Genomic DNA, 21,132 nt, shown 5'->3' with positions numbered 1-21,132 from the left:
CCTCCTATTTATTCGAGAATTACCGTGCCACTTTTGCCGCCAGTTTTCTTGACCAGTCGAATGTCAGTTATCTTTATAGACTTATCGATTCCTTTGCACATGTCATAAATCGTAAGGGCAGCCACACTAACCGCGGTAAGAGCTTCCATCTCAACGCCAGTTTGCGCAACTGTCTTGGCCCGACTTTCTACCAAAATGCTTTTTTCCTCTGGTAAAAGCGAAAAATCGACTTCCACTTTGCTAAGGGGTAGGGGATGACAAAGGGGAATGAGCTCTGAGGTCTTTTTGGCGGCCATAATCCCAGCGATTCTTGCCGTAGCAAAAAGGTCACCCTTGGGTAGCGATTTATCAACTACTTTCTGAAAAACTTTTTCTCCTAAAATGACTTTACCTCTGGCAATAGCTTCGCGGGCGGTGGGAAGTTTCTCGGAAACATCCACCATCTTGGCCTTGCCATCTTCGGTTAAGTGGGAAAAAGGGTTCATTTTTTAACAGATTTCCATAGCTTTTTGAAAAAACCCTGGCGCTTTTCTTTTTCTATTTCTTGGAATTCTTTCAGTAATTCAACCTGACGGCGGGTTAAATCTTTTGGGATTTCTACTTTAAAGCGTAAGATGAGATCTCCGCGTTTTCCGCTTCGCCAGTCAGGCAGGCCCTTTTCTTCCAGGGCAAGGGTGTCATCTGGTTGAACTCCCGGGGGGATTTTAACCTTTACTTCTTCTTCCATAGTGGGAATTTCAAGCTCAGTGCCAAGGATGGCGTCAATCACAGAGATGGGCACTTCCAAAACGAGATTTTGGCCTTCTCTTTTAAAGATTTCATGCTCTAAAACGTGGACTTTGAGGTAAAGGTCCCCTGGGGGGCCACCAAAAATTCCTGCCTCACCTTCACCGGCAATCTTGATAACCGCACCGTCTTCAATACCTGCGGGAATGCGTATTTTAAGTTTCTTTTTTTTGCGGACCCGCCCTTCACCCTTACAGGCTGGACACGGGTCAGTTATCAAAGTGCCTGCTCCGTGACAGGTCGGGCAGGTGGTGGAAAGCCTGAAAAATCCTTCTGAGTGCACTACATGGCCGCGGCCTTTGCAGGTTGGGCAATATTGCGGTGTGGCTCCAGGGGCAAGACCTGTGCCCTGGCAGGCTGCGCACTCTTCGTAGCGTTCTATCTCAAAGGGGATTTCACGGCTAAAATAAACGTCTTCAAGGCTTACGGTTATTTCGTAGGAAAGATCAGCTCCCCGGCGGGGACGTCTTCTCTGGCGGCTGCCACCACCAAAACGAATCCCGAAAAATTCTTCGAAAATATCAGAAAAGGTGCTGAAGATGTCTTCGACATCCGAGAAGCCTTCGTAGCCACGCTCATGAAGGCCCCGGTGCCCCCTAGCGTCATAAATAGCCCGTTTCTCAGGGTCGGAAAGGACTTCGTAAGCCTCAGATATTTGTTTAAAACGCTCTTCAGCTTCTTTGTCCCCCTGATGGAGGTCAGGGTGGTATTTGCGCGCAAGACGCCTATAAGCCTTTTTTATTTCTTCCTGGCTCGCGTTTCGCGAGACTCCTAAAATTTGGTAGTAATCTTTTTCGTTCACTTTGTCTTTTCTTCAGCTAATTTGGCAAGGTCTAAAAAATCACCCAGGGAAAGTTCTTCGGTTTCTTTTTCTAGTTGTTCGATATTTTCCCAGGTGACTTTGCCAGCGGCAATTTCTCTTAATGCACAGACAATTTCTTTGTTGTCGCACTCAACCAGGGGTTTGGCCCCCTTACGTAATTGCTTAATGCGTTTAATGGCGAGATGAATCAGACGAAAGCGGCTAGGTACCTGCTGCAAACAATCCTCAACGGTAACACGTGCCATAAAGGCCTCCTTATGATACTTCTTCTACAGATTTTACTTCAGGGACTTCTTTTTTGAGAAAACGTTCAATCCCCATTTTCAAAGTGTAGGTTGACATGGGACATCCTTTGCAGGCCCCCTGAAGCTTTAACTTCACAATTCCGTCATCGGTTACTTCTACTAATTCGACATCTCCACCATCAGCCTGTAGCATAGGGCGAATTTTTTGTAAGGCCTTTTCTACTTCTTCACGCATGATTCCCTCCTCTTTCTTTCCCGCGCATTTTAACCACCTAAAAAACGAATGCCAAGGGAGCACTACTTGTTGTCTTTGCTTTCTCTGTGTTATCTAAAGAAAAAACTTTTGGAGGGAATTTATGCAAAGCGATAAGGTGAAAAAGGGGCTTGAGCGTGCCCCTCATCGTTCCCTGCTTAAGGCCTCAGGCTATACCGACGACGAACTTTCACGGCCCTTAGTTGGTGTGGTCAATTCCTTTAACGAAATAATTCCAGGCCATGTCCATTTGCGGCAAATAGTTGACGCTGTTAAAGCAGGGGTGCGCATGGCAGGGGGCACTCCTATGGAATTCGGGGTCATCGGGGTCTGTGATGGTATTGCTATGAATCATGAAGGTATGCGCTATTCTTTGGTCTCCCGTGAGATAATTGCAGACTCCATCGAAATCATGGCGCGCGCCCATGCCTTTGACGCCCTGGTTCTTGTTCCAAATTGCGATAAAATCGTCCCGGCTATGCTCATGGCAGCGCTTCGTCTTGACATCCCTGCTATTCTTGTCTCTGGCGGGCCAATGCTCACCGGTTCTTACAAAGGTCAAAAAGTTAATCTCATCACGGTTTTTGAAGCCATAGGTAAAGTTAAAAGAGGTGAAATGAGCGAAGAGGAACTATGCGAGCTTGAAGACGTGGCCTGTCCTACCTGTGGTTCATGTGCCGGGATGTTTACGGCAAACTCTATGAATTGTCTTTCTGAGGCCCTAGGGCTCGCCCTTCCTGGAAACGGCACCATCCCTGCCGTTAGTTCTGCACGCATTAGACTTGCAAAAAAAGCAGGTCAAAAAGTCATGGAGCTCCTTAAGAAAAAACTTACTCCGCGCAAAATCGCCACCGAGGCCGCTTTTAAAAATGCCATAGCAGTTGACATGGCCTTAGGGTGTTCTACTAACACGGTTTTGCATCTTCCGGCTATTGCCCATGAGGCGGGGCTTGATCTTTCCCTCAAAGTCTTTGATGAAATCTCGCGCAAGACCCCTTGCCTTTGTTCATTGATCCCCGGGGGGCCGCACAGCGTAGCAGAACTAAATGAAGCAGGCGGCATTCCGGCAGTGCTGTCCGAACTTGCCAAGGCCGGGCTTATCAATAAAAAGGTCAAAACTGTAACCGGAAACACCCTTGGCCAGAATTTAAAAGGCGTAAAAGTTTTGAACTACGAAGTCATTAGGCCCATAGACCAGCCGTATCGTCCCGAAGGTGGTATTGCTATTTTGTGGGGAAATCTTGCCCCTGAGGGCTCAGTGGTTAAGGCAAGTGCGGTGGCCCCGGAGATGCTTTACCACGAGGGCCCTGCCCGTGTTTTTGAATCAGAAGAAGACGCCTATGAGGCCATTCTTTCTAAAAAGATCAAAGAAGGCGACGTGGTGGTGATTTGTTATGAAGGCCCTAAAGGCGGCCCAGGAATGAGGGAGATGCTTTCGCCCACCTCTGCTATCATTGGCATGGGGCTTGGGCGTTCGGTTGCGCTTTTAACAGATGGCCGCTTCAGTGGCGGCACCCAGGGGGCCTGTGTGGGGCATATTTCCCCTGAGGCCGCAGAAGGTGGCCCAATCGCCCTGGTAGAAGAAGGAGACTTGATAGAAATAGACATCCCCAATAGGCGTCTTACGCTGAAAGTCTCTGAAGGGGAACTTGAGAAAAGACGTAAAAAACTGAAGCCCAAGAAGAAAAAAGTAAGCGGCGTGCTGGCGCGTTATGCCAAGCTGGTAACCTCAGCAGCCAAAGGCGCTATTCTTTTGGATTAGGGCTTTTGGGGAAATATCAAATGAGACCTTTGCCAAACACGAAGGATCCGTTCCTTTTTTCCGGACTAAAAATGGGAACGGATCCCCATGTAGTTAGCTTAGAACACTGATCTTTGCAAAATAGCAAAGGTCTCAAGGGATCCACCAATCGATCTATGGATTCTTCAGTCGTTTACGCTCCTTCAGAATGAAGACATTAGAATGCCAAGGTTGGTTGCAGAATAACAGTAAAAGGAAGCCCGCGAAGCCGCCGAAGCGATCGCGCGTTTGTGTTTGAAAATTTCATCCATAAATTGTCTCTTAAGGGGCATCGTGTTAAAACTTTAGGCGCAAAAGGAAAGAGGAGTGGCTTATGGGCAAAAAAGTGCGTGTTATTGTCACCGCAGGCTACGGCACCAATTGCGAAAGGGAAACGGCCCATGTGTGCCGCGAAGCAGGGGCCGAAGAAGTCGATATTGTACACTTGAGCTCCCTTACTTACGGCGAAAAACGGATTGACGACTATCATCTTCTTTGTTTGCCTGGTGGTTTTTTAGATGGCGACCACCTCGGGGCTGCCAAAGCCGGGGCTCATCGTTTTCGCTATGCCACGGTTAAAGAAACCGGCGAAAGGATCCTTGACCAGATCCTTAACCTCATTGCCAAGGGTGGCCTTATAATTGGCATTTGTAACGGTTTTCAGCTTCTGGTAAAGCTTGGCCTTCTGCCTGGCTTTGATGGAAACTATGACGAAAGGCTTACGAGCCTTACCTATAACGACTCAGGCCGCTTTGAAGACCGCTGGGTGAAGCTCAAAATAAATGAAAAGGCCCCTTGTGTTTTTACCAAAGGCCTAAAAGAGATGTTCTTGCCCATAAGACATGGCGAAGGCAAATTTGTAACCGCAGATGAAGACGTCCTTGAAAAGCTATTTGCCAAGAACCAGGTGGTATGCCAGTATGCTCATCCCGCAACCGGCGAACCTACCCAGGAATACCCTTATAACCCTAATGGTTCAGTTGAGGCCATTGCGGGGATTTGCGATGAGACTGGCCGCATCTTTGGCCTTATGCCCCATCCTGAGGCTTATAACCACCTGACCAATCATCCCAGGTGGCGCCGTGGTGCCCAAGACCCTTTCGGCACGCTTCTTTTTAAAAACGCTATAAACTTTGTTCGCGAAAACCTACTTTAAATGACGGCTAATCCCCCTGAAGAGCCTTATAAACTGGCCCTGGCTGCCCTTGCGCGGGTAAGGCGCAAGATTATTGCAGGAGTTCTTCTTTTTCTGTTTACCACGGTTGCCTTTTACGTGGTCTCTCCCAGAATTCTTCTTTTTTTGCAGCGCCATTTGAACCAAGAGCTTGCCTTTTTCAATGTCTTTGAGCCCTTTCTTGCCCTGGTAAAAGTAGCCCTTGCCTGTAGTTTTTTGCTTTTTGTCCCGTATCTTCTCTGGCTTGTATGGCTTGTTTTTTGCCAGGTTTTTGGCTTTAGGCGTGCCACAGGGTTCTGGTTTATCCTGGTGGGGCTTATTCTTTTCTATGGCGGGGTAGCTTTTTGCTATTTTATAACCCTGCCTTATGGCATCAAGTTTCTTCTTTCTTTCCAGAAGGAAAATATCGTCCCTACCATTTCGGTGGGGCATTTTGTAAATTTTGTGGGGTTATTTCTCATTTCTTTTGGCACCATCTTTGAGCTTCCCTTGATAATGGTTTTGCTCTCTAAGGCAGGGATTCTTGACCCTTATAAAGCTAGTCGTTTCAGGCGCCATGCTATCTTGATAATTACAATTTTGGCTGCGGTGCTCACCCCCACACCAGATGCCTTTAACATGGCCCTTATGGCGGTGCCCCTTTATCTTCTTTTTGAAGTTGGGCTCATCGCAAGCAAGCTTGTGGTGCGAAAAAGAAAAAGCTAAACCACTAAAAAAACCCCTGCGCGTCTTTCGTCCCCTGCGCCTTCAAACCGGTCATCAACAAGATGCACCCCACCGAAGTACAGGTCTTTCTTGGGCCAAATGTTCACTTTATAAGGGAGTTTTTCAAGCACATCTTTGTTTATGCCAGGCTCTACCTGAAGGATTTCGCCGTCAAAATGAAGCCTTGGGGCTGAGACAGCCTCTTTGGCAGGCAGGTGAAAATAGGAAAGGTTGACGATGGTTTCAAAAATAGCAGAACGAATACGTTTACTCCCCCCGCTTCCCAGGGCAATACCGCGGCCGTTTAAAAAACAGATGCTTGGTGCCATCATGGAGGCTATGCGGATGCCTGGTGGGTCGGCAAAAAATCCCCGGGGGTGTAAGTCATCTTCTCCCATGATGTTATTGAGCACGATGCCGGTTCCAGGGATAACAAAGCCCGAGGCCTCACCAAAGGTCATGGTAAGAGAGGCAAGGTTTCCTTGGCTATCAGCCGTGCTCATGTGGGTGGTGCCCCGGGTGACAAGCGGGCGCGAAAGAAGTTCAAGGGCACGCGTTGGGTCTTCTTTTACGATTTTTTCTCTCAGTTCGTGAACCACTTCCAAGGTCTTGGCAAGGGCGGCAACATGTTCGTAGGCCAAAAATTCACTTTTTTTGTAAAGCTCTTCAAAGACTTTAAGCGAAAGCGCCACCATTGGCCCGCCAAAAGAAGGTGGGGGATTAGTGAGAAGTTGTCCGTTTTTAAACTCGAATGCTAAGGGCTTTCGTTTGATGACTTCGTAAGACTTTAGGTCTTCTTCGGTTAAAAGTCCGCCGCCTTCTTTCATGATAGTTGCTAATTTTTCGGCAGTCTTGCCTTGATAAAGGTCTTCCATGCTTTCAGGAAGATTTTCCAAAAAATCAGCAAGCATGGGATTTTTTAATTTTTTCCCGGCTTGCGGTGGGTTCCCCTTTGGGAAGAAAATTTCTTTTATTTCTTCTGTGGCGGTAAAAATAGGCGTAAGGAGTTTGAAGCAATAGGCCTGGAATTCGTCAACTTCAAAGCCCTCGCGTGCAAATTTAACCGCAGGGGCAACTACTTCCCTAAGGGGCAAGCTGCCTAGCTCTTGCTGCATGGTGACAAGACCTTTTAAGGTGCCAGGCACCGCCACGGAGGCAAGGCCAATGTTAAAGTCCTGTTTTGAGCCAACGAATTCAATGGTTACCGTGTAGAAATCAAGTTTTTCAGGGCGTCTCTTTAACCCTAGGCCAGGGGTGTTGACAAAAAAATCGTAAACATTTTTCTGGCCGTTTTGGGCCTGATAAATCGTGGCAAAGCCTCCGCCGCCCAGGCTGGTTAGCCCTGCTTCGCAAACACCTGAGGCAAAGGCTGCGGCGCAAATGGCGTCAAAGGCATTTCCCCCGGCCAAAAATATTTCTTTGGCTGCTTCAGCAGTGTATTTGTTCCCACAAGCAATAGCGCCTTTCATTTCCAAAACTCCTCTCGCATACTAGCAATGATTTCGGGAAAGTTAGCGCCCCTTTCAAAAAGCGCAAGCATCATGAAAGAAATTGGTTTTCTTTCGAGGATTTTTCCAACCCTTGCAAGATATTCTCGGCTGCCAAGGCTTTGGGCGTAGGGTTCAAGTTCTTTAAGCAGGTTTTCGGCAACCGTGGCAAAATCTTTTCTTTTAAGGCTTATGGGTTCTATCATGGAGCCGCAGATACCGTGTCTTGCCGCCTGCCACTTACCAAAAGAAATGGTTTCATATGGGATGCCAGGGGAGGGTTTCTCATGTAAATATTTGGCAGCCATAGCCTGCATTAGGGCCGCAATGGCGAAAATATCACTAAGTCTTCCTGGAGCATCGCAAATCCTTACTTCAACTGTGCCAAGCGCGGGTTGAAACCTGATGTCCCACCAGAGATCCCGTAGCCCTTCTACGATTTTAAGGCGGGTCAGTAGGTGGATAAGGGACTCGAACTCTTCCCAGGAATAAAAGCTTCGCGGAAGCCCAGCAAGGGGTAACACCTCAAAAAGCTTGGTCCGGTATGAGTGAAATCCTGTGGGGTGCGCTTCGTAAAACGGCGAAGAGGTGCTTAAGGCAAGGAACAGGGGAAGATAAAGACGCAGGACGTGATAAACCCTTAAAGCCGCATTGACATCAGGCATGCCCAGGTGTACGTGAAGCCCCTGGGCAATGAACCTGCGGCCGATGATTTGTAATTCTTCAAAAATGCGAAGATAGCGTTTTTTACCCCATACTTTTTGTTCCAAGGCCCGGGCAAAGGGATGAAGGCTTGCCGCAAGCCAGAAAGTATCTTCTTCCTGGCACATTTTTTCTAGCTCATGAAGGCTTTGGGTTATGAATGCTTCGGCTTCTGAAAGCGTTTCACAAACCGGTGTTACCAATTCTACCATCGATTGGTAGGCCTCAGGTTTAAGGTAAGGCCTAAGCCACTTAGGGGCCCTGCTAATCAGTAACGGTCCTTTAGGGGTTAGGTTAAAAGTTTTGCGCGAGATAATTTCCAGTTCTAATTCAATGCCAAGAGTAAGGGGACGCGAAATTTTAAAAGGAATTTTCTTGCTAATGCTTGCACTCCTTTAAGCGATTCAAAGCAAGGATGGCCACTTTTGCCAAAAATTTGGCCCCAATAGGGAGCACCCTTTCGTCAAAATCAAACTTGGGGCTATGGGCAGGGATGTGTTCTAAGCCCTTTTTGGCGGCACCAAAACGCACAAAACACCCGGGAACTTTCTGGAGATAGAAAGAAAAATCCTCTCCCCCAAGGCTTGGGTGGGGCTGTTTAAGAAGGCCTTCTTCTCCCACCACGGATCTTGCGGCTTCACGGGCTATTTCTGTTTCTTTCGGAGTGTTTATCACCGGTGGGTAGCCTTCCTTTACAGTTAGGTCGATTTTGGCCCGGTGAAGGTCTCCCACGCCTTTGGTAATGCGTTTTAAGCCGTCTATAATGCGCTTTCGCGTTTCTTTGTGGGTTGAGCGAATGGTGCCTTCAAGATAAGCGGTCTCAGCGATGACGTTGTGAGCATCACCCCCCTGGAACTTTCCAACTGTCACAACGCAAGGGTAGGCGGGATTAACTTCGCGCGAAACGATAGTCTGGATGCTCATAACCAGCAACGAACCTACCACAACCGCGTCGATGGCCTCATGGGGCCAGGCAGCGTGACCTCCTTTGCCCTTAATTCTTATCATGAAAGTGTCGGTATGGGCACAGATCAAGCCTTTATTAACGGAGATCTCTCCTACCTGGAAATGCCGGTCAATATGGCCACCAAATATGGCAGAGACCCCGCGAAGGGTGCCTTCTTTAATCATGGCAAGGGCCCCTGCACCCTTTTCCTCTGCAGGCTGAAAGATAAAGCGTACCTTTCCAGGGAGCTTTTCTTCTTTTAACAAAGCACAGGCCCCAAGGAGCATGGCCACGTGCCCGTCATGACCACAGGCATGCATAACACCAGGGCGTTTAGAGGCAAAAGGTAGCCCGGTTTCTTCCTGGAGGGGAAGGGCGTCCATGTCAGCACGTAGCGCCACACAAAGATCCCCTTCGCCTAGTTCTGCGACAATGCCTGTTTTGGCTACCCCAGCTTTGTAAGAAATGCCAAGTTTTTCAAGGATTTCTGCGATAAGCGCCGCGGTTTTTACCTCTTCGTAGGCAAGCTCAGGCCACTCATGGATCCTGCGCCTGATACTTACCAGCCAATCAAAAAATTCTTCGCTATTTCCTTCGATTTTCATGTTTTTTTGAAGATAGACTACTTCCCTTTTTCTGAAAAGACCTTACCTTTGTCCCATGTGTTCTTTTTCTATGCAAAAGATATGCAAAGCTGTTATATTTCTTGGGGAGGGGCAAAATGAGAAAGGTGCTAATTGTAGAAGATGACAGCGGCGTTCGTGAATTATTAACGGAATTTTTTGATATGCTTGGGTTTGATGCGTATCCTGCAGAAACTATTTCAAAAGCCCTTGAAACTATCAAAGATAAAGGCCCTTTTGCTTTATATGTCCTTGATATTCGTTTGCCTGAAGCAGATGGCCTTGAACTTGCACAACACATTCGCAAAAGATATCAAGAGCCCATTATCTTTTTAACAGGGCTGATTAATGCTGAAACCGAAGTCTATGCTCAAAAAGTTCCTAATTCCCGCTACCTTCGCAAACCTGTTACCCTTGAAACCATTAAAAAAGTTTTAAAAGAGTTGGGAGTTTATCAATGCCAAACCTGAAGCGCACTTTTTTGCTTTGTTTTCTTTTCCTCTTAATTTCCCATTTTAGCCAGGCCGAAGATTTTCAAACTCTCAAACAAAAACTCATTGCGGAAGGATTCCCTGAGACTTACGTTAACGAAATCTTTTCACGAAAAGAAGTAAAGTTTTTGCCCCAGATAATGCCCAAAAAGCTATTGCATGACGAATACAAACTTAATTACGCTAAGTTTTTGGAACCTGAACGCGTGGCTCGGGCCAGAAAGTTTTTAAAAGAGCACAAAGAGCTTTTTGAAAAACTTGAAAAAGAATTCGGAGTCCCCAAACAAGTGTTGGTGGCAGTTTTTTTAGTGGAGACAGACCTTGGTCGCTACACCGGTAAGTATCGCACCTTTAACGTGCTGGCCAGCATGGCCTTAGCTTCCGACTGGGAAAAGGTCAGAAAATATCTCCCTGAAGGCTTAAGCCCTGCGGAGGAAGCAAGGCTTAAGGCCTTTATGGAGCGCAGGTCTCGCTGGGCTTTTCGTGAACTTTGCGCGCTTCTTCGTTATTCATCTTCAAACGGGCTTGACCCCCTTGCCATAAAAGGCTCAGTTTTCGGAGCCTTTGGCCTTCCCCAGTTTGTACCCTCAAGCGTTTTGCATTACGGCTACGACCTTAACAGAGACGGAAAAATTGATCTTTTCACCCTGGAAGACGCGCTTGCTTCCATGGCAAACTACCTTGCGCGCCATGGCTGGAAAAATGCCAAAAGTAGGGAAGATAAGCTCAAAGTCATCATGACTTATAACAAGAGCAAGCCATACGCTGAAACAGTGCTTAAGCTTGCCTCACAGTTAGAAGATGCCGCCTAGTAAGGAAGAGCTTACCAAAAGGATTAAAACGTTTTCAAAAGAGCTTGCCCAAGAAGGCCTTGATGCGGCGTTTATCATTTATCCCTTAAACATCTTTTACTTTTCCGGTGTTTTTGTTTCGGGGCATTTGTTAATTACCGCTCAGGGAGAAGCGGTCTTATTTGTCTATCGCACCATGGGGCGAGAAGAAAAAAGCCCACTTTGCCCTATGGAGCCTCTAAAATCCCTTAAAAAACTTCCCGCAATACTTGAAGAATTTGGCGTGTGCAGCCTTGGGCTTGAAGAGGACCGTCTGCCTAAAAAATTGTATAACCGCTACGAAAGCCTGTTTAAGGGCACACTTTTAAGGGACGTTGGCGAAATTATAAAAAGGGTGCGCGCTGTCAAAAGTGCCTATGAGGTTTCCTGCCAAAAAGCTGCTTCAAAAATGCTTGCAGAAGCCCTTGACGCCTTTTTGCCCAAGCTTAAACCAGGGTTAACAGAGCTTGAAGCAGCGGGTCTCCTTGAGCTTGAGCTTCGCAAAAGGGGGCATCCTGCCCATCTTCGGGTTTATGGTTTTGGCCAGGAAATGGCTTACGGCCACCTGCTTTCTGGCAAAAGTGCTTTTTATCCTTCTTTTGTTACCACGGGCCAAGGAGGGAAGGGCGTTTTCGGGTACCCTCAGGGTCCTTCTCCTAAAAAGATTGCGCTTAACGAGCCCATTCTCATTGACTATGCAGGCTGGTGTGAAGCCTATCTCGTTGATCAGACAAGACTTTTTTACTTTGGGAATCTTCCTAAGGAAGCCTTTGAAATTTATGAAAAAGTCAAATTTCTTCTGGATGAGCTTGAAAAGTGTTTAAGGCCAGGGGTTCTGGTCAAGAATGTTTATAAAAGAGCTCATGCCTCGGCAGAAGAGCTTGGTATTTCTGATTATTTTATGGCTCATGGTCCAGAGAGAGTTCCCTTTGTAGGGCACGGGGTGGGGCTTGAGATTGACGAATGGCCGCCTGTGGCAAACCTTGAAATTGCCCTTCAAGAAAACATGGTCATCGCCTTAGAACCAAAATGTCATGTGCCAGATTTAGGGGTTATTGGTCTTGAAGACACCTACCTCATCACTTCAAATGGCCCCAAAAGGCTAACAAATTATCCTAGAAAATTTGTAGGGTTAAGTTAGGCGTTAAATTTTTGTTATAGTTTTGTTTTTCTTGCAATTTTTAGTTGACCTAAGCTTATTTTTACCCTAAGAAACAAGAAAGGCTTTGGCAGCCAACATTTTGAATAAACATTAAAGAAGGAGGGCTTTATGAATAAGGCCGAATTGGTAAATCGCATGGCAGAAATTGCTAATCTTCCCAAAACTACTGCTGAAAAGGCTCTTAATGCTTTCATGGAAGCAGTAACCGAAAGCCTTAAAAATGGAGAAAAAGTAACCCTGGTAGGCTTTGGCACCTTCATGGTTGTTGAGCGTGCCGAAAGAATGGGAAGAAACCCCCGCACTGGTGAACAGATCAAAATTCCTGCCCGCAAAGTTGTTAAATTTAAGCCCGGCAGCAAATTAGAAGAAGCGGTAGAATAAAAAAAGAGGGGCATTTGCCCCTCTTTTAATCTTTTTGCATAGGAACTCCTGCCAGGCTAAAAATCTTTTTGGCCATCTCTAGGAGAAATACTCTTTGTTGGGCAGTGGCAGGGGCAATACATTCACAACGCAGACTAGCAAAGTTCCTCACTAAAAACTCAAAGCTTATAAAGTCTTCTCCTAGTTCTACGGCAAAATAATGAGGTGCACATTCTCGGTGTTTTTTCTGGATAGGTGCCAAGAATTCTTCAGGAATTTCTATCCAGTAAAGCCCGCCAATAGGTGAGACCTTAGCAAAGTTATCAAGTACTTCTTTTAGTTTGGCTACTTCTTCGCGACTTAGTTTGTCAACAGTAAAATGCTGCATATCTTTCTCCTACTTTTTATGAGGATTTCGATGGGGACTAGTTCTTTTTGCGGGAAATATCTCCAGTTCTAAGACTTTCTGTTTGTTATTTCTTTTAATTACTAACTTGATTTTGTCTCCCGGGTTTTTGGTACTAAGGATGATTTTTAAGTCAGCCAAATTTTTAATGGGTTTTCCATCGGCCTGAATAATAATGTCTTTTTCTTTAAGGCCACCTTTTTCAGCAGGGGTCCCAGGAAATACCTTTCGTACTTTAAGTCCTTCTTTGGTTTCTTCCACAAGTACTCCTAGCTTTGCTTCAAAAGGTGGCTTAACAGGCTGGGGGAAAAGTACGTAATCTCCCATGCCAGGGGCGAGATATTCGTCTGGACCCATAAGCACAATAGCATAGTCAGAAATACCACGCCTTGCGATACGAGAAGGAATGCCGTAACCATAAACTACGTGGCCCCTTCCTACGATAACGACCATCTGGCGGTCTGGATGGAGCTTTAAGTAGGAAACAATGCTTGAGGCCATGGTTTCGTCCCAGACAAGCTGGGCCTCAAAAAAGCTATCAAAGTCTTTGATTTCGTTTTGTTGGTTTTGGTGGCTTTCAAAAACAAAGCGCAAGAATTCACGATAAGCAAGGTTTGAGCGATCTATTTCTGGAATCAAGGCTTTTTCTTTGGGAGAAAGAGATTCTAATCCTCCTTTGGCAATCTTGTTTGTAATTTCGGCACGCATGTTAAGGGCCACTAGTGGTATTCGGTGTTCACGGGCATAGTCGATAATGGGCTTATAGAGTTTCCAATTAAAACCCCAGCGCTTAAAATATTCCGTTCCGCGCAAAAATTCTTCTTCGTCAATCTTGCCGGATATGTAATCATCAAGCCATTTTTGAAAGGGGCGCTGAAACATTTCAAGCCCGATGGCAATCTTGTGGCCGTTTTCATTAAGCCATTTAATGATTTCTAGTTGAGCCAGGTGTTCTTCGTAGCGATCGTGTCTTTCCCCAAGGAAAATCACTTTATTTAGTGAGACAGCCCTTGCTACTGTCTCGAGGGAATAAAGATCATTCAAAGAGATGCCACGCACATCGTGAGAGAGCTTCACTCTGATTCCCCTTTCAAATTTTGGTTCAATTTTTTGAATTATCTTCCCTTTACTAGCACAGATTCCCTGATAACGACCAAGATGTTCGAGTTTGGGCAAAACAGCTTTTATTTCTTGGCTTGAGTTTGTTTTAACTAACCCCATAACCTTTTTGGGTTTTAAGGGGTTTTCCCGGGTCATTAGACAAAAATTTCCTGACCCCTTAGGAAACAAATTTTTTATTTTAGACGGGACTTTGCCAAGATAGAGAATGTTTTGGGAAACTTCTTCTGGAGAAATGAGCCTTTTTTCAAGACGATAGCCCCTTTTCTCAAAAAACGAGACAAGGGGCTCATAAAGGGACTTTTTTTCTTCAGATGCAAGGCTAAGATATCCCTCCTGGCCCAAAAGTCTTGCTATGACAGGGGGAAATTCTTTTTCATGAAGGTGTCTTGCAAGGTCGTAGTCTTCGTCAAGGATAGCGAATTGGGGCTTACCTTTGATTTCAACGTCGACACGGGTGCGCGGCCCCGAGAGATGGACCATTATCTTTTTCTCTTCTCTGTCAGAGACAACTTTTACGGGAAGTCTTAATTCGTAGTAAGGAAGCTCCTGTGTTAAAGAAAGCCCCACCAGATATGTGTCTTTCTTCAAGGGGATGGTTCTTTCGGAAATAAGATTTATGCGAGGAAGGCCAGCCCTTTTAAGCCACTGTTTAAAAAAAGAATCAAGGTTGGTGTTGCTTTCTTTTTCAAAGGCATCTTTCAGGTCATCCCAGGAGGCGTATGAAAATAAATTTTTGGCGTAAAATTGCTTTAAAGAATCGAAAAAATCATCATCACCCAGGCGCTTGCGCAGCATGTGGAAGAAAAGGGCACCTTTGCCATAACCGATAGCTTGTGAGGCGCGGTCATAACGCCCCCTAAAATCTTTCAGGGGAAAGTCTTTTTCAGGGGTAACATAGCTTTCGTAATTAACAAGTAACCTGTGGCGATAAAGCGCTCCTTCGCCTTTTTTGGCGGCAATACGGTGGTCCGCAAGGTAAGTTACTAATCCTTCGCACCAGTTTCCTTGTTCCCAGTCCACGTAAACGCCATTTCCAAACCAATTGTGCAGGATCTCATGCATTAAAGAAATCTCGCGGATAAAGGGAAGCCCAAGAAGCCTTCCGCCAATAAGGGTAAAAGTAGGGTAGGCGTAGCCTGTTTGATAATAGTTTTCCACCACTGCAAAACGCTGGTAAGGATACGGGCCAAGCAGTTTTTGGTATTCCTTGATTACCTCTTGTGATTTTTTTAGGTAAGCTTGAGCAAGCTTTTCGTCTTTTTTGAGGAGATAAACGGCATAAGTTATGTTGCCGCTTTTTTCTTCGTAAAGGTGAAAAGGTGCCGCCACCAAGGGAGGGGCCTCCTGGGGATGCTCAAAGATAAAATGATAGTATGCTTCTTTTTTGTGTTTAACTCTTATTTGGTCTGCAGGGGCTATGGCCTTAAAATTTTTAGGCAAAAATACATGCAGATCATAATAAGCAAGGCCCTCTACCGAAGGGAACCAGTTCCCGGTGAGCAATATGGCCTTGGGAGAAATTATATTGGGAAGACTTACAAATCTTGCCGAAAAAGAAATTTCTAAAATCTGCTTGGCTTTGGTGCTAAATACCCGGAAGTGGCCATTTTCAAGCGCTGGTTTAATAGTCTTCCCCGAAAGGCTTATCTTTTTTACGTTTAGTCCGGAAACATTTATCAAAGTAGCTTTTTGTGAAGGAAGCGCTATAACAGCTTTTCCCGTAATTTCCCCGGCTTTTATGTTAAAACTTGCCTTAACTTTCACACGGGCTAGGTCCTTTAGGCCTTCTTTTTCTTGAGAGGCGTATAAAGGAAAACTTGAGAGAGAGATTAACAAAATAAGCAATAAAGTTTTGCCTGCGATGTTTTTAAGCATTTTTTCTCCTTTGTCCAAGAGAAATTTCAAGGTGGTCTTAACTTTGCTTAGAGAATGTAGTCGTCAAATCTATTTTGCTCAACAAGACCATGTTATTTTTGAAAGACAATTCACAGGAATTAAGCAAAATGGAAGTTAAAAAGCTCATTGTCTGTGCGCATCGAGAGGCCATAGGAAGGCTTGGGGGTTTTGCTGAGAAAAGGGCCTGCTGGCTTGCCGCTTACAAAGAAAGGCTCCCTGAGCCTGCCTATTTAGTAAAGCCCGAATTCTATCTCTTTTTACAGTTTGACGATGCCCGCAGTGAAAGAGATGCGCTAAACTTTGGCCTTACGGTATTTGACGAACTTATGGCTGAGCTTGCCGCTGAGACCCTGCTTGAGGCTCTAAACAAAGGGTGCACTGAGTTTATCTTCTCCTGTGATGCAGGTGTTAGCAGGTCTGCTGGAATGGCCAAGGCCTTTGAGAGGTTTCTTGACCTCCATAAAATCCCCTACCACGTAGAGGTCGCAAGACCTACCATGCCCAACCCCTTGGTGGAAAACCGCCTCTGGCAAGCCCTAAAGGCCCTGTATTCTAAAAAAACGAATTAAAGACCTTCCTTGACTTTGCAACTTAGGATTCTTACCAAAGTGATGTCAGTTCAGGTGCAGGGGGAAAAGATGCACGGGAAAAAGATAGGTTTTCTTGAGGCCTTTTCCATTGGTGTAGGCGGCATGATTGGTGGTGGCATATTTGCGGTCTTGGGCTTAACCGTGCTTTTGGCCAAAGGGGCCGCTCCTATTGCCTTTTTGCTCGCTGGACTTATCGCCCTTATTACTGCTTATTCTTATGCCAAATTGTCGGTGCGCTTCCCCAGTGAAGGAGGCACCATAGAATTTGTAGTACGAGCCTTTGGGCCGGGGCTTTTTTCCGCCTGGCTAAACACCCTTCTTCTGGCTAGCTATATCATTATGCTTTCCCTTTACTCTTACGCTTTTGGTAGCTACGGGGCGGTGCTTTTGGCCGGGGTGGAAAATCCCGTGCTTAAAAAAATACTCACCGCAGGCGTAATCATATTTTTTACCGGGCTTAATCTTTTAGGGGCTTATATCGTAGGTAAGGCCGAAGATCTCATGGTGGCCTTTAAGGTCTTTATTCTTTTATTTTTTGCCGCCCTGGGGTTTATGACCATTGATCCTTCAAGGCTTTCCCCAGCCACTTATCCGTCTTTTTTCCACATTTTTACCGGTGGGCTTATTATCTTTTTGGCTTATGAAGGCTTTGAACTCATTGCCAATACGGCTCAAGATGTCTATGACCCGGAAAAGGTCTTGCCCAAGGCCTTTTACGCAGCGGTTACCTTTGTGATTTTTGTCTACGTCCTGGTGGCATTAGTAGCCGTGGGAAACCTCGACCCTGAAGAAGTCGTCAAGGCCAAGGATTATGTCCTGGCAGAGGCAGCCAAACCCTTTCTTGGCAAGCTCGGCTTTGTGTTGATAGGGATTGCAGCCCTTGTTTCCACAGCCTCGGCCATTAATGCTACTCTTTACGGCACCGCGCGTATTAGCTACTTGGTTGCAAAATATGGTGAGCTTCCCCGTGTCTTTGCCAAAAAGATCTGGAAAGGGGCTTATGAAGGGCTTTTGATACTTGCCGCGTTGACGCTGATTGCGGCCCTTTCCTTTGACCTTGAAAACATCTCTGTGGCGGGAAGCCTTGGGTTTTTGCTGGTTTTTGCCGCGGTTAACGTGGCTAACTTTCGCCTGGCCCACCAAACCAGGGCCAATCGTTTTTTGGCGGCCCTAGGAGCCTTTAGTTGTTTAGTTTCTGCTGCTGTCTTGGTTTGGCACAATTTAAAGACCAATCCCCAGTCCCTGTATTCTTCTGCCTGGGTTGTAGGGGGAACTTGTGTCTTTGAACTTTTTTACAGATTGATAACCAAAAGGCGGCTTTCAAGCTTTTTAGATTGGCGCCTACGAGAAAAGGAAGAATTTTTAGACCAGTTTGAAAGGCATTTGGCCAGGATAACTCAGGCTATTTTGCGGGAATTTCGTGAAGCAGAGGTATTTTTGATGGACGAACTTGCGGAGGGTCGGCGAGAGGTTGCAAGCAAACTACATCTGAGTGTGGTTGTCCCCGAAGCGCCTCCGAAACATTTGCAGCCAAAAAGTGAAGAAAAGATACGTAAGCAATCAGGGATTTCCCCTCATCATCCGGTAAAAATTTCTTTTGTTGCCAAGGAGGAAGCCAAGAAGTATCTTGAGCGCCGTCCGCATAAGAAAATAGCTTAATTATTGCGAGATAATAATGCAGTGGCGCCGTATAAATCGCCGTATAACCAAACACCCTGCCAGGGCAATTATTTATTCCTTTGCTTTGGCCGATATAATAGGGGCTCTCTTTTTGTGGCTTCCTTTTAGCCACGTAAAAGGCCTTTCTTTTATTGATGCGCTTTTTACTTCTACCTCCGCTATTTGCGTTACCGGGTTAACAGTAGTTAACACAGCCTTTGAGTTCACCCGTTTTGGTCAGCTGGTGATCTTAGTACTCATGCAACTAGGCGGCTTAGGCGTAATGACCTTTTCCATGTTTTTTGCCTTGGGGCTTGGCAGGTCGCTTAGTTTTTCAAGCAGACTTTCCCTTCAGGAAAGTTTTTTGCCGCATTTGGTTACTGAGCCGCGTAGGTTAATTGCCACCATCTTTATTTATACTTTTTTGGCAGAATTTTTAGTAGCACTGGGGCTTTTTGTTAGTTTGTTCTTTCATGGTTATGGCCTTTTTCAGGCCCTTTTTCACAGTGTCTTTCATGCCGTTTCTGCCTTTTGTAATGCTGGCTTTTCTACCTTCCCAGATGGCTTAGAAGACTTTAAGACGTCTTTTGGGGTTCCATTTTTGGTAATGTTAGGAATTTTTCTTGGCAATGTCGGTTTTCCAATTGTCTATGAAATTTGGCTTAACTTTAGAGAAAAGCGCAAGCGTCTTTCTCTTCATTTCAAAATAACCTTAGGCACCCATTTGTGTTTTATTTTGCTTGGGGCTTTGGCCTTTTTATGGTTCGAAAGAAATGGTGTTATGTCGGGCCTCCCCTGGCCTTACAAAATCCTTGCTGCTTTTTTTCATAGTGTGAGTGCACGGACCGCAGGCTTTAACACCCTTGAAATTGCCCAATTTTCAGAACACAGCATTTATGTGTTTCTCGTTTTAATGTTTGTAGGGGCATGTCCTGGTTCTACAGGAGGTGGTATAAAAACCACTACATTTGCTATTTTATGGCATACCGTAATAAGCCGTTTAAAGGGTTTTCCCCAAACGGTAGCCTTTAAACGGACGATACCCATCGAACAGGTTGGCAAAGCTATAACCCTTGTTTTTATTTCGCTAATAGCGGTCATGACCTTTCATTTTTTGCTGACTTTAAGTGAGCCCAATTTTCCCTTTTATCTTGCCAAACATGAGTTTTTGGCTTCTCTTTTCGAAGTAGTTTCTGCTTTGGGCACTGTAGGATTAACCACCGGGGTCACTCCCCATCTTACTTTTTGGGGAAAGGTTTGTATCATTTTAGCCATGTTTGTGGGAAGGGTAGGGCTTCTTTCGCTGGTGTCTTTTCTTTCAGAAGCAGGGAAAGAACCGCGTCCCTATCGTTATGCTAAAGAAAGGGTTATGGTGGGCTAGAGATGAAAAAAAGAAAGTTTATCGTAATTGGGCTTGGAAAATTTGGGTTTTATTTGGCCAAGACTCTTGCTGCAGAAGGCTTAGAAGTACTTTGTATTGATAGAAACGAAAAACTTGTAGAAGATATCAGCCCTGATGTTTCAGAGGCCATTGTGGCAGATGCCACCAGAAAAGAAGTATTAAAAGGCATTGGAGTTGATGAGGCCGAGATGGTGGTTGTGGCCACAGGGAATCTTTCTGCCAGTGTTTTAATCGTGCTTTACCTTAAAGAACTTGGGGCCAAAGCCATTATGGCCAAAGCCAACGATGAAGACCATGCCCGTATCCTTGAGCTTCTGGGGGCAAATAGAGTTGTTATTCCAGAGCTTGATGCAGCTCTCAAAGAAGCAAGAAACCTGATCAATCCTAATATGCTTGATTTCTTACCCCTTTTGCCGGACTTTCTTATCGCCCGCCTTGAACCACCAGCTGATTTCATTGGAAAAACTATAAGACAGCTTGATCTTCGCAAGCGCTATCATGTCTATATATTGGCCATTAAAAATAAACACACCGATAAATTTATTCTCCTTCCACCTGCGGAACACGTAATCGATAAGGACGAAGAGCTCTTTGTTCTTGGAAAGAAAGAATACGTAGAAAAATTACTGGAAAGCGAATAATTAAGCTAATGAGCGCCAATATGACTGGTGTACGGCGAGCACGTGTGCCAGCACTTCCGGTTCTTTGTTGGTTTCTTCCATTTCCTCGAGTTTGTCAGAGGGAATCGCAGTCTGGCCTATCAGTTCATGAAGAACTGTAGTCACGCTGTCGGCAAGTCCCTGCAAACTGTAGCCACCTTCAAGGGTCAAAAGAATTTTTCCCTGGCAAAATTCATCTGCAAGTTGTTTTAGAAGCCGCGTGATATAGCCAATTCCTATTGGTGTGACAAGCATCCCTCCCAGTGGGTCGCCGAAATAGATGTCAAAACCAGCGGAAACAAGGATGATTTCTGGCTTAAATTCCCTGGCAATAGGAACAAGTATCTTGCGGTAAACGGTAGCGTACTCAATATCACCACAGCCTGCGGGAAGAGGCACATTTACCGTATAGCCTTTGCCTTCTCCTTCACCCACTTCTTCAACCCGCCCGGTACCTGGATAATAGGGGTACTGGTGGGTTGAGAAAAACAGAACCTCTTTGGACTGGTAGAAAGACTTTTGAGTACCATTTCCGTGGTGAAGATCCCAGTCTACAATAAGAATGCGCTTAAGCCCTAGCTTTTTCAGAGCATAATGAGCCGCAAGGGCCACGTTATTGAAAAGGCAAAAACCCATGGCGCGGTCGTACTCAGCATGGTGTCCAGGGGGTCTTACCAGGGCAAAAACACTCTTGACCTGGCCCTGAGCCAGGGCGTCAAGCCCCACAAACTGGGCCCCAACAGCGTTTGCCGCGGCCAGATATGATTCAGGACTGGTGGCTGTGTCAGCGTCAAGTTGTACGTGACTTTGCCCTAAGGTTTGTTGTACTGTTTTTACGTACTCTGGTGAGTGATTCCAGCAAAGCTCTTCAAAGGTGGCTTCGCGTGGTTTAAGCACCTGTAAAAAATTGCGAAGCCCTGATTCTTCTATGGCTTGATAAATTTTTTCCAGACGTTCTGGGCGTTCAGGATGATATTCTCCAGGGTTATGCTTGAGAAATATTTCGTCTTTTATGATGGCAACGTTCACAG

At 45.7% G+C, this 21,132-nt stretch carries 21 protein-coding genes; 11 read left to right on the top strand and 10 right to left on the bottom strand.

Annotated features, from left to right (window positions below; all coding sequences use genetic code 11):
* Positions 1 to 8: 8 nt before the first annotated feature.
* The 4 genes from moaC to H528_RS0101315 are packed head-to-tail and all read right to left on the bottom strand — an operon-like array spanning position 9 to position 2,089.
* Positions 9 to 485 (bottom strand): cyclic pyranopterin monophosphate synthase MoaC, encoded by a 477-nt coding sequence (gene moaC, locus H528_RS0101330; RefSeq protein WP_022852556.1) that lies wholly within the window; start codon positions 483 to 485, stop codon positions 9 to 11.
* Positions 482 to 1,588 carry a molecular chaperone DnaJ gene (dnaJ, locus tag H528_RS0101325; RefSeq protein WP_022852555.1) on the bottom strand — a complete coding sequence of 369 codons (1,107 nt, stop codon included), beginning with the start codon at positions 1,586 to 1,588 and terminating at the stop codon, positions 482 to 484. The genes moaC and dnaJ overlap by 4 nt, the downstream gene beginning before the upstream one ends.
* A complete protein-coding gene (gene rpoZ / locus H528_RS0101320) occupies positions 1,585 to 1,854 on the bottom strand; it encodes a DNA-directed RNA polymerase subunit omega (RefSeq protein WP_022852554.1) in 270 nt (89 codons plus the stop codon). The genes dnaJ and rpoZ overlap by 4 nt, the downstream gene beginning before the upstream one ends.
* Before the next feature lie 10 nt (positions 1,855 to 1,864).
* Positions 1,865 to 2,089 (bottom strand): NifU family protein, encoded by a 225-nt coding sequence (locus H528_RS0101315; RefSeq protein WP_022852553.1) that lies wholly within the window; start codon positions 2,087 to 2,089, stop codon positions 1,865 to 1,867.
* A 121-nt stretch (positions 2,090 to 2,210) separates the two neighbouring features.
* Here H528_RS0101315 and ilvD point away from each other — a divergent pair, with 121 nt between their 5' ends.
* From ilvD to tatC, 3 genes are all read left to right on the top strand, one after another.
* Positions 2,211 to 3,869, top strand: coding sequence for a dihydroxy-acid dehydratase (gene ilvD / locus H528_RS0101310; protein ID WP_022852552.1), 1,659 nt, complete (start codon positions 2,211 to 2,213; stop codon positions 3,867 to 3,869).
* 352 nt (positions 3,870 to 4,221) lie between these two features.
* On the top strand, positions 4,222 to 5,043 hold the full coding sequence (locus H528_RS0101305; protein WP_022852551.1) for a phosphoribosylformylglycinamidine synthase subunit PurQ: 822 nt from the start codon (positions 4,222 to 4,224) through the stop codon (positions 5,041 to 5,043).
* Positions 5,044 to 5,766 carry a twin-arginine translocase subunit TatC gene (gene tatC / locus H528_RS0101300; RefSeq protein WP_022852550.1) on the top strand — a complete coding sequence of 241 codons (723 nt, stop codon included), beginning with the start codon at positions 5,044 to 5,046 and terminating at the stop codon, positions 5,764 to 5,766. It begins immediately after the preceding gene.
* On the opposite strand, the gene H528_RS0101295 is transcribed toward tatC, so the two are convergent.
* Genes H528_RS0101295 through H528_RS0101285 form a run of 3 tightly spaced genes read right to left on the bottom strand, consistent with a single transcriptional unit; the run spans position 5,763 to position 9,506 of the window.
* Entirely contained in the window at positions 5,763 to 7,235 is a 1,473-nt protein-coding gene (locus H528_RS0101295; RefSeq protein WP_022852549.1) for a gamma-glutamyltransferase family protein, read from the bottom strand. The two genes, tatC and H528_RS0101295, sit on opposite strands and share 4 nt — an antisense overlap.
* The gene (locus H528_RS0101290; RefSeq protein WP_281167614.1) at positions 7,232 to 8,290 is read right to left on the bottom strand and encodes a carboxylate-amine ligase; all 1,059 of its coding nucleotides are present in this window, start codon (positions 8,288 to 8,290) and stop codon (positions 7,232 to 7,234) included. Before H528_RS0101290 ends, H528_RS0101295 begins: the two co-directional genes overlap by 4 nt.
* 43 nt (positions 8,291 to 8,333) lie before the next feature.
* Positions 8,334 to 9,506, bottom strand: coding sequence for a M20 metallopeptidase family protein (locus H528_RS0101285; protein WP_022852547.1), 1,173 nt, complete (start codon positions 9,504 to 9,506; stop codon positions 8,334 to 8,336).
* A 116-nt stretch (positions 9,507 to 9,622) separates the two neighbouring features.
* Between H528_RS0101285 and H528_RS0101280 the strand changes: the two genes are divergently transcribed.
* The 4 genes from H528_RS0101280 (at position 9,623) to H528_RS0101265 (ending at position 12,388) form a co-directional block, all read left to right on the top strand.
* A complete protein-coding gene (locus H528_RS0101280) occupies positions 9,623 to 9,994 on the top strand; it encodes a response regulator (protein ID WP_022852546.1) in 372 nt (123 codons plus the stop codon).
* A complete protein-coding gene (locus H528_RS12125) occupies positions 9,982 to 10,827 on the top strand; it encodes a lytic murein transglycosylase (protein ID WP_022852545.1) in 846 nt (281 codons plus the stop codon). The genes H528_RS0101280 and H528_RS12125 overlap by 13 nt, the downstream gene beginning before the upstream one ends.
* On the top strand, positions 10,817 to 11,986 hold the full coding sequence (locus H528_RS0101270; RefSeq protein WP_022852544.1) for a M24 family metallopeptidase: 1,170 nt from the start codon (positions 10,817 to 10,819) through the stop codon (positions 11,984 to 11,986). The genes H528_RS12125 and H528_RS0101270 overlap by 11 nt, the downstream gene beginning before the upstream one ends.
* 129 nt (positions 11,987 to 12,115) lie before the next feature.
* The gene (locus tag H528_RS0101265; RefSeq protein ID WP_022852543.1) at positions 12,116 to 12,388 is read left to right on the top strand and encodes an HU family DNA-binding protein; all 273 of its coding nucleotides are present in this window, start codon (positions 12,116 to 12,118) and stop codon (positions 12,386 to 12,388) included.
* Between the two features lie 25 nt (positions 12,389 to 12,413).
* On the opposite strand, the gene H528_RS12120 is transcribed toward H528_RS0101265, so the two are convergent.
* The gene (locus tag H528_RS12120; protein WP_022852542.1) at positions 12,414 to 12,755 is read right to left on the bottom strand and encodes a hypothetical protein; all 342 of its coding nucleotides are present in this window, start codon (positions 12,753 to 12,755) and stop codon (positions 12,414 to 12,416) included.
* Between the two features lie 9 nt (positions 12,756 to 12,764).
* The gene (locus H528_RS13870) at positions 12,765 to 15,770 is read right to left on the bottom strand and encodes a ChaN family lipoprotein (protein WP_022852541.1); all 3,006 of its coding nucleotides are present in this window, start codon (positions 15,768 to 15,770) and stop codon (positions 12,765 to 12,767) included.
* 128 nt (positions 15,771 to 15,898) lie between these two features.
* Here H528_RS13870 and H528_RS0101245 point away from each other — a divergent pair, with 128 nt between their 5' ends.
* From H528_RS0101245 to H528_RS0101230, 4 genes are all read left to right on the top strand, one after another.
* Entirely contained in the window at positions 15,899 to 16,360 is a 462-nt protein-coding gene (locus H528_RS0101245) for a hypothetical protein (RefSeq protein WP_157608065.1), read from the top strand.
* Positions 16,361 to 16,429: 69 nt separating this feature from the next.
* Entirely contained in the window at positions 16,430 to 18,040 is a 1,611-nt protein-coding gene (locus H528_RS0101240; RefSeq protein WP_022852539.1) for an APC family permease, read from the top strand.
* Positions 18,041 to 18,056: 16 nt separating this feature from the next.
* On the top strand, positions 18,057 to 19,421 hold the full coding sequence (locus tag H528_RS0101235; RefSeq protein ID WP_022852538.1) for a TrkH family potassium uptake protein: 1,365 nt from the start codon (positions 18,057 to 18,059) through the stop codon (positions 19,419 to 19,421).
* Between the two features lie 2 nt (positions 19,422 to 19,423).
* Complete coding sequence (locus tag H528_RS0101230) at positions 19,424 to 20,083, top strand: potassium channel family protein (protein ID WP_022852537.1); 660 nt, start codon at positions 19,424 to 19,426, stop codon at positions 20,081 to 20,083.
* Here the strand turns inward: H528_RS0101230 and H528_RS12105 are convergent, their stop codons facing one another.
* On the bottom strand, positions 20,084 to 21,130 hold the full coding sequence (locus H528_RS12105) for a histone deacetylase family protein (RefSeq protein ID WP_022852536.1): 1,047 nt from the start codon (positions 21,128 to 21,130) through the stop codon (positions 20,084 to 20,086).
* Positions 21,131 to 21,132: the final 2 nt, after the last annotated feature.

The sequence above is a fragment of the Thermodesulfatator atlanticus DSM 21156 genome, assembly GCF_000421585.1.
Classification (GTDB): Bacteria; Desulfobacterota; Thermodesulfobacteria; order Thermodesulfobacteriales; family Thermodesulfatatoraceae; genus Thermodesulfatator; species Thermodesulfatator atlanticus.
Note: the sequence above shows the minus strand (reverse complement) of the source record. Positions and strands in the feature narration are given on the sequence as shown.

Coding starts and splice junctions, on each gene's coding strand:
- H528_RS0101305 (WP_022852551.1), top strand. CDS start 4,222: ATGGGCAAAAAAGTGCGTGTTATTGTCACCGCAGGCTACGGCACCAAT.
- tatC (WP_022852550.1), top strand. CDS start 5,044: ATGACGGCTAATCCCCCTGAAGAGCCTTATAAACTGGCCCTGGCTGCC.
- H528_RS0101270 (WP_022852544.1), top strand. CDS start 10,817: ATGCCGCCTAGTAAGGAAGAGCTTACCAAAAGGATTAAAACGTTTTCA.
- H528_RS0101230 (WP_022852537.1), top strand. CDS start 19,424: ATGAAAAAAAGAAAGTTTATCGTAATTGGGCTTGGAAAATTTGGGTTT.
- ilvD (WP_022852552.1), top strand. CDS start 2,211: ATGCAAAGCGATAAGGTGAAAAAGGGGCTTGAGCGTGCCCCTCATCGT.
- H528_RS0101285 (WP_022852547.1), bottom strand. CDS start 9,506: ATGAAAATCGAAGGAAATAGCGAAGAATTTTTTGATTGGCTGGTAAGT.
- rpoZ (WP_022852554.1), bottom strand. CDS start 1,854: ATGGCACGTGTTACCGTTGAGGATTGTTTGCAGCAGGTACCTAGCCGC.
- H528_RS0101240 (WP_022852539.1), top strand. CDS start 16,430: ATGCACGGGAAAAAGATAGGTTTTCTTGAGGCCTTTTCCATTGGTGTA.
- H528_RS12120 (WP_022852542.1), bottom strand. CDS start 12,755: ATGCAGCATTTTACTGTTGACAAACTAAGTCGCGAAGAAGTAGCCAAA.
- H528_RS0101235 (WP_022852538.1), top strand. CDS start 18,057: ATGCAGTGGCGCCGTATAAATCGCCGTATAACCAAACACCCTGCCAGG.
- H528_RS13870 (WP_022852541.1), bottom strand. CDS start 15,770: ATGCTTAAAAACATCGCAGGCAAAACTTTATTGCTTATTTTGTTAATC.
- H528_RS0101315 (WP_022852553.1), bottom strand. CDS start 2,089: ATGCGTGAAGAAGTAGAAAAGGCCTTACAAAAAATTCGCCCTATGCTA.
- H528_RS0101280 (WP_022852546.1), top strand. CDS start 9,623: ATGAGAAAGGTGCTAATTGTAGAAGATGACAGCGGCGTTCGTGAATTA.
- H528_RS12125 (WP_022852545.1), top strand. CDS start 9,982: ATGCCAAACCTGAAGCGCACTTTTTTGCTTTGTTTTCTTTTCCTCTTA.
- H528_RS0101295 (WP_022852549.1), bottom strand. CDS start 7,235: ATGAAAGGCGCTATTGCTTGTGGGAACAAATACACTGCTGAAGCAGCC.
- H528_RS0101265 (WP_022852543.1), top strand. CDS start 12,116: ATGAATAAGGCCGAATTGGTAAATCGCATGGCAGAAATTGCTAATCTT.
- H528_RS0101245 (WP_157608065.1), top strand. CDS start 15,899: ATGGAAGTTAAAAAGCTCATTGTCTGTGCGCATCGAGAGGCCATAGGA.
- moaC (WP_022852556.1), bottom strand. CDS start 485: ATGAACCCTTTTTCCCACTTAACCGAAGATGGCAAGGCCAAGATGGTG.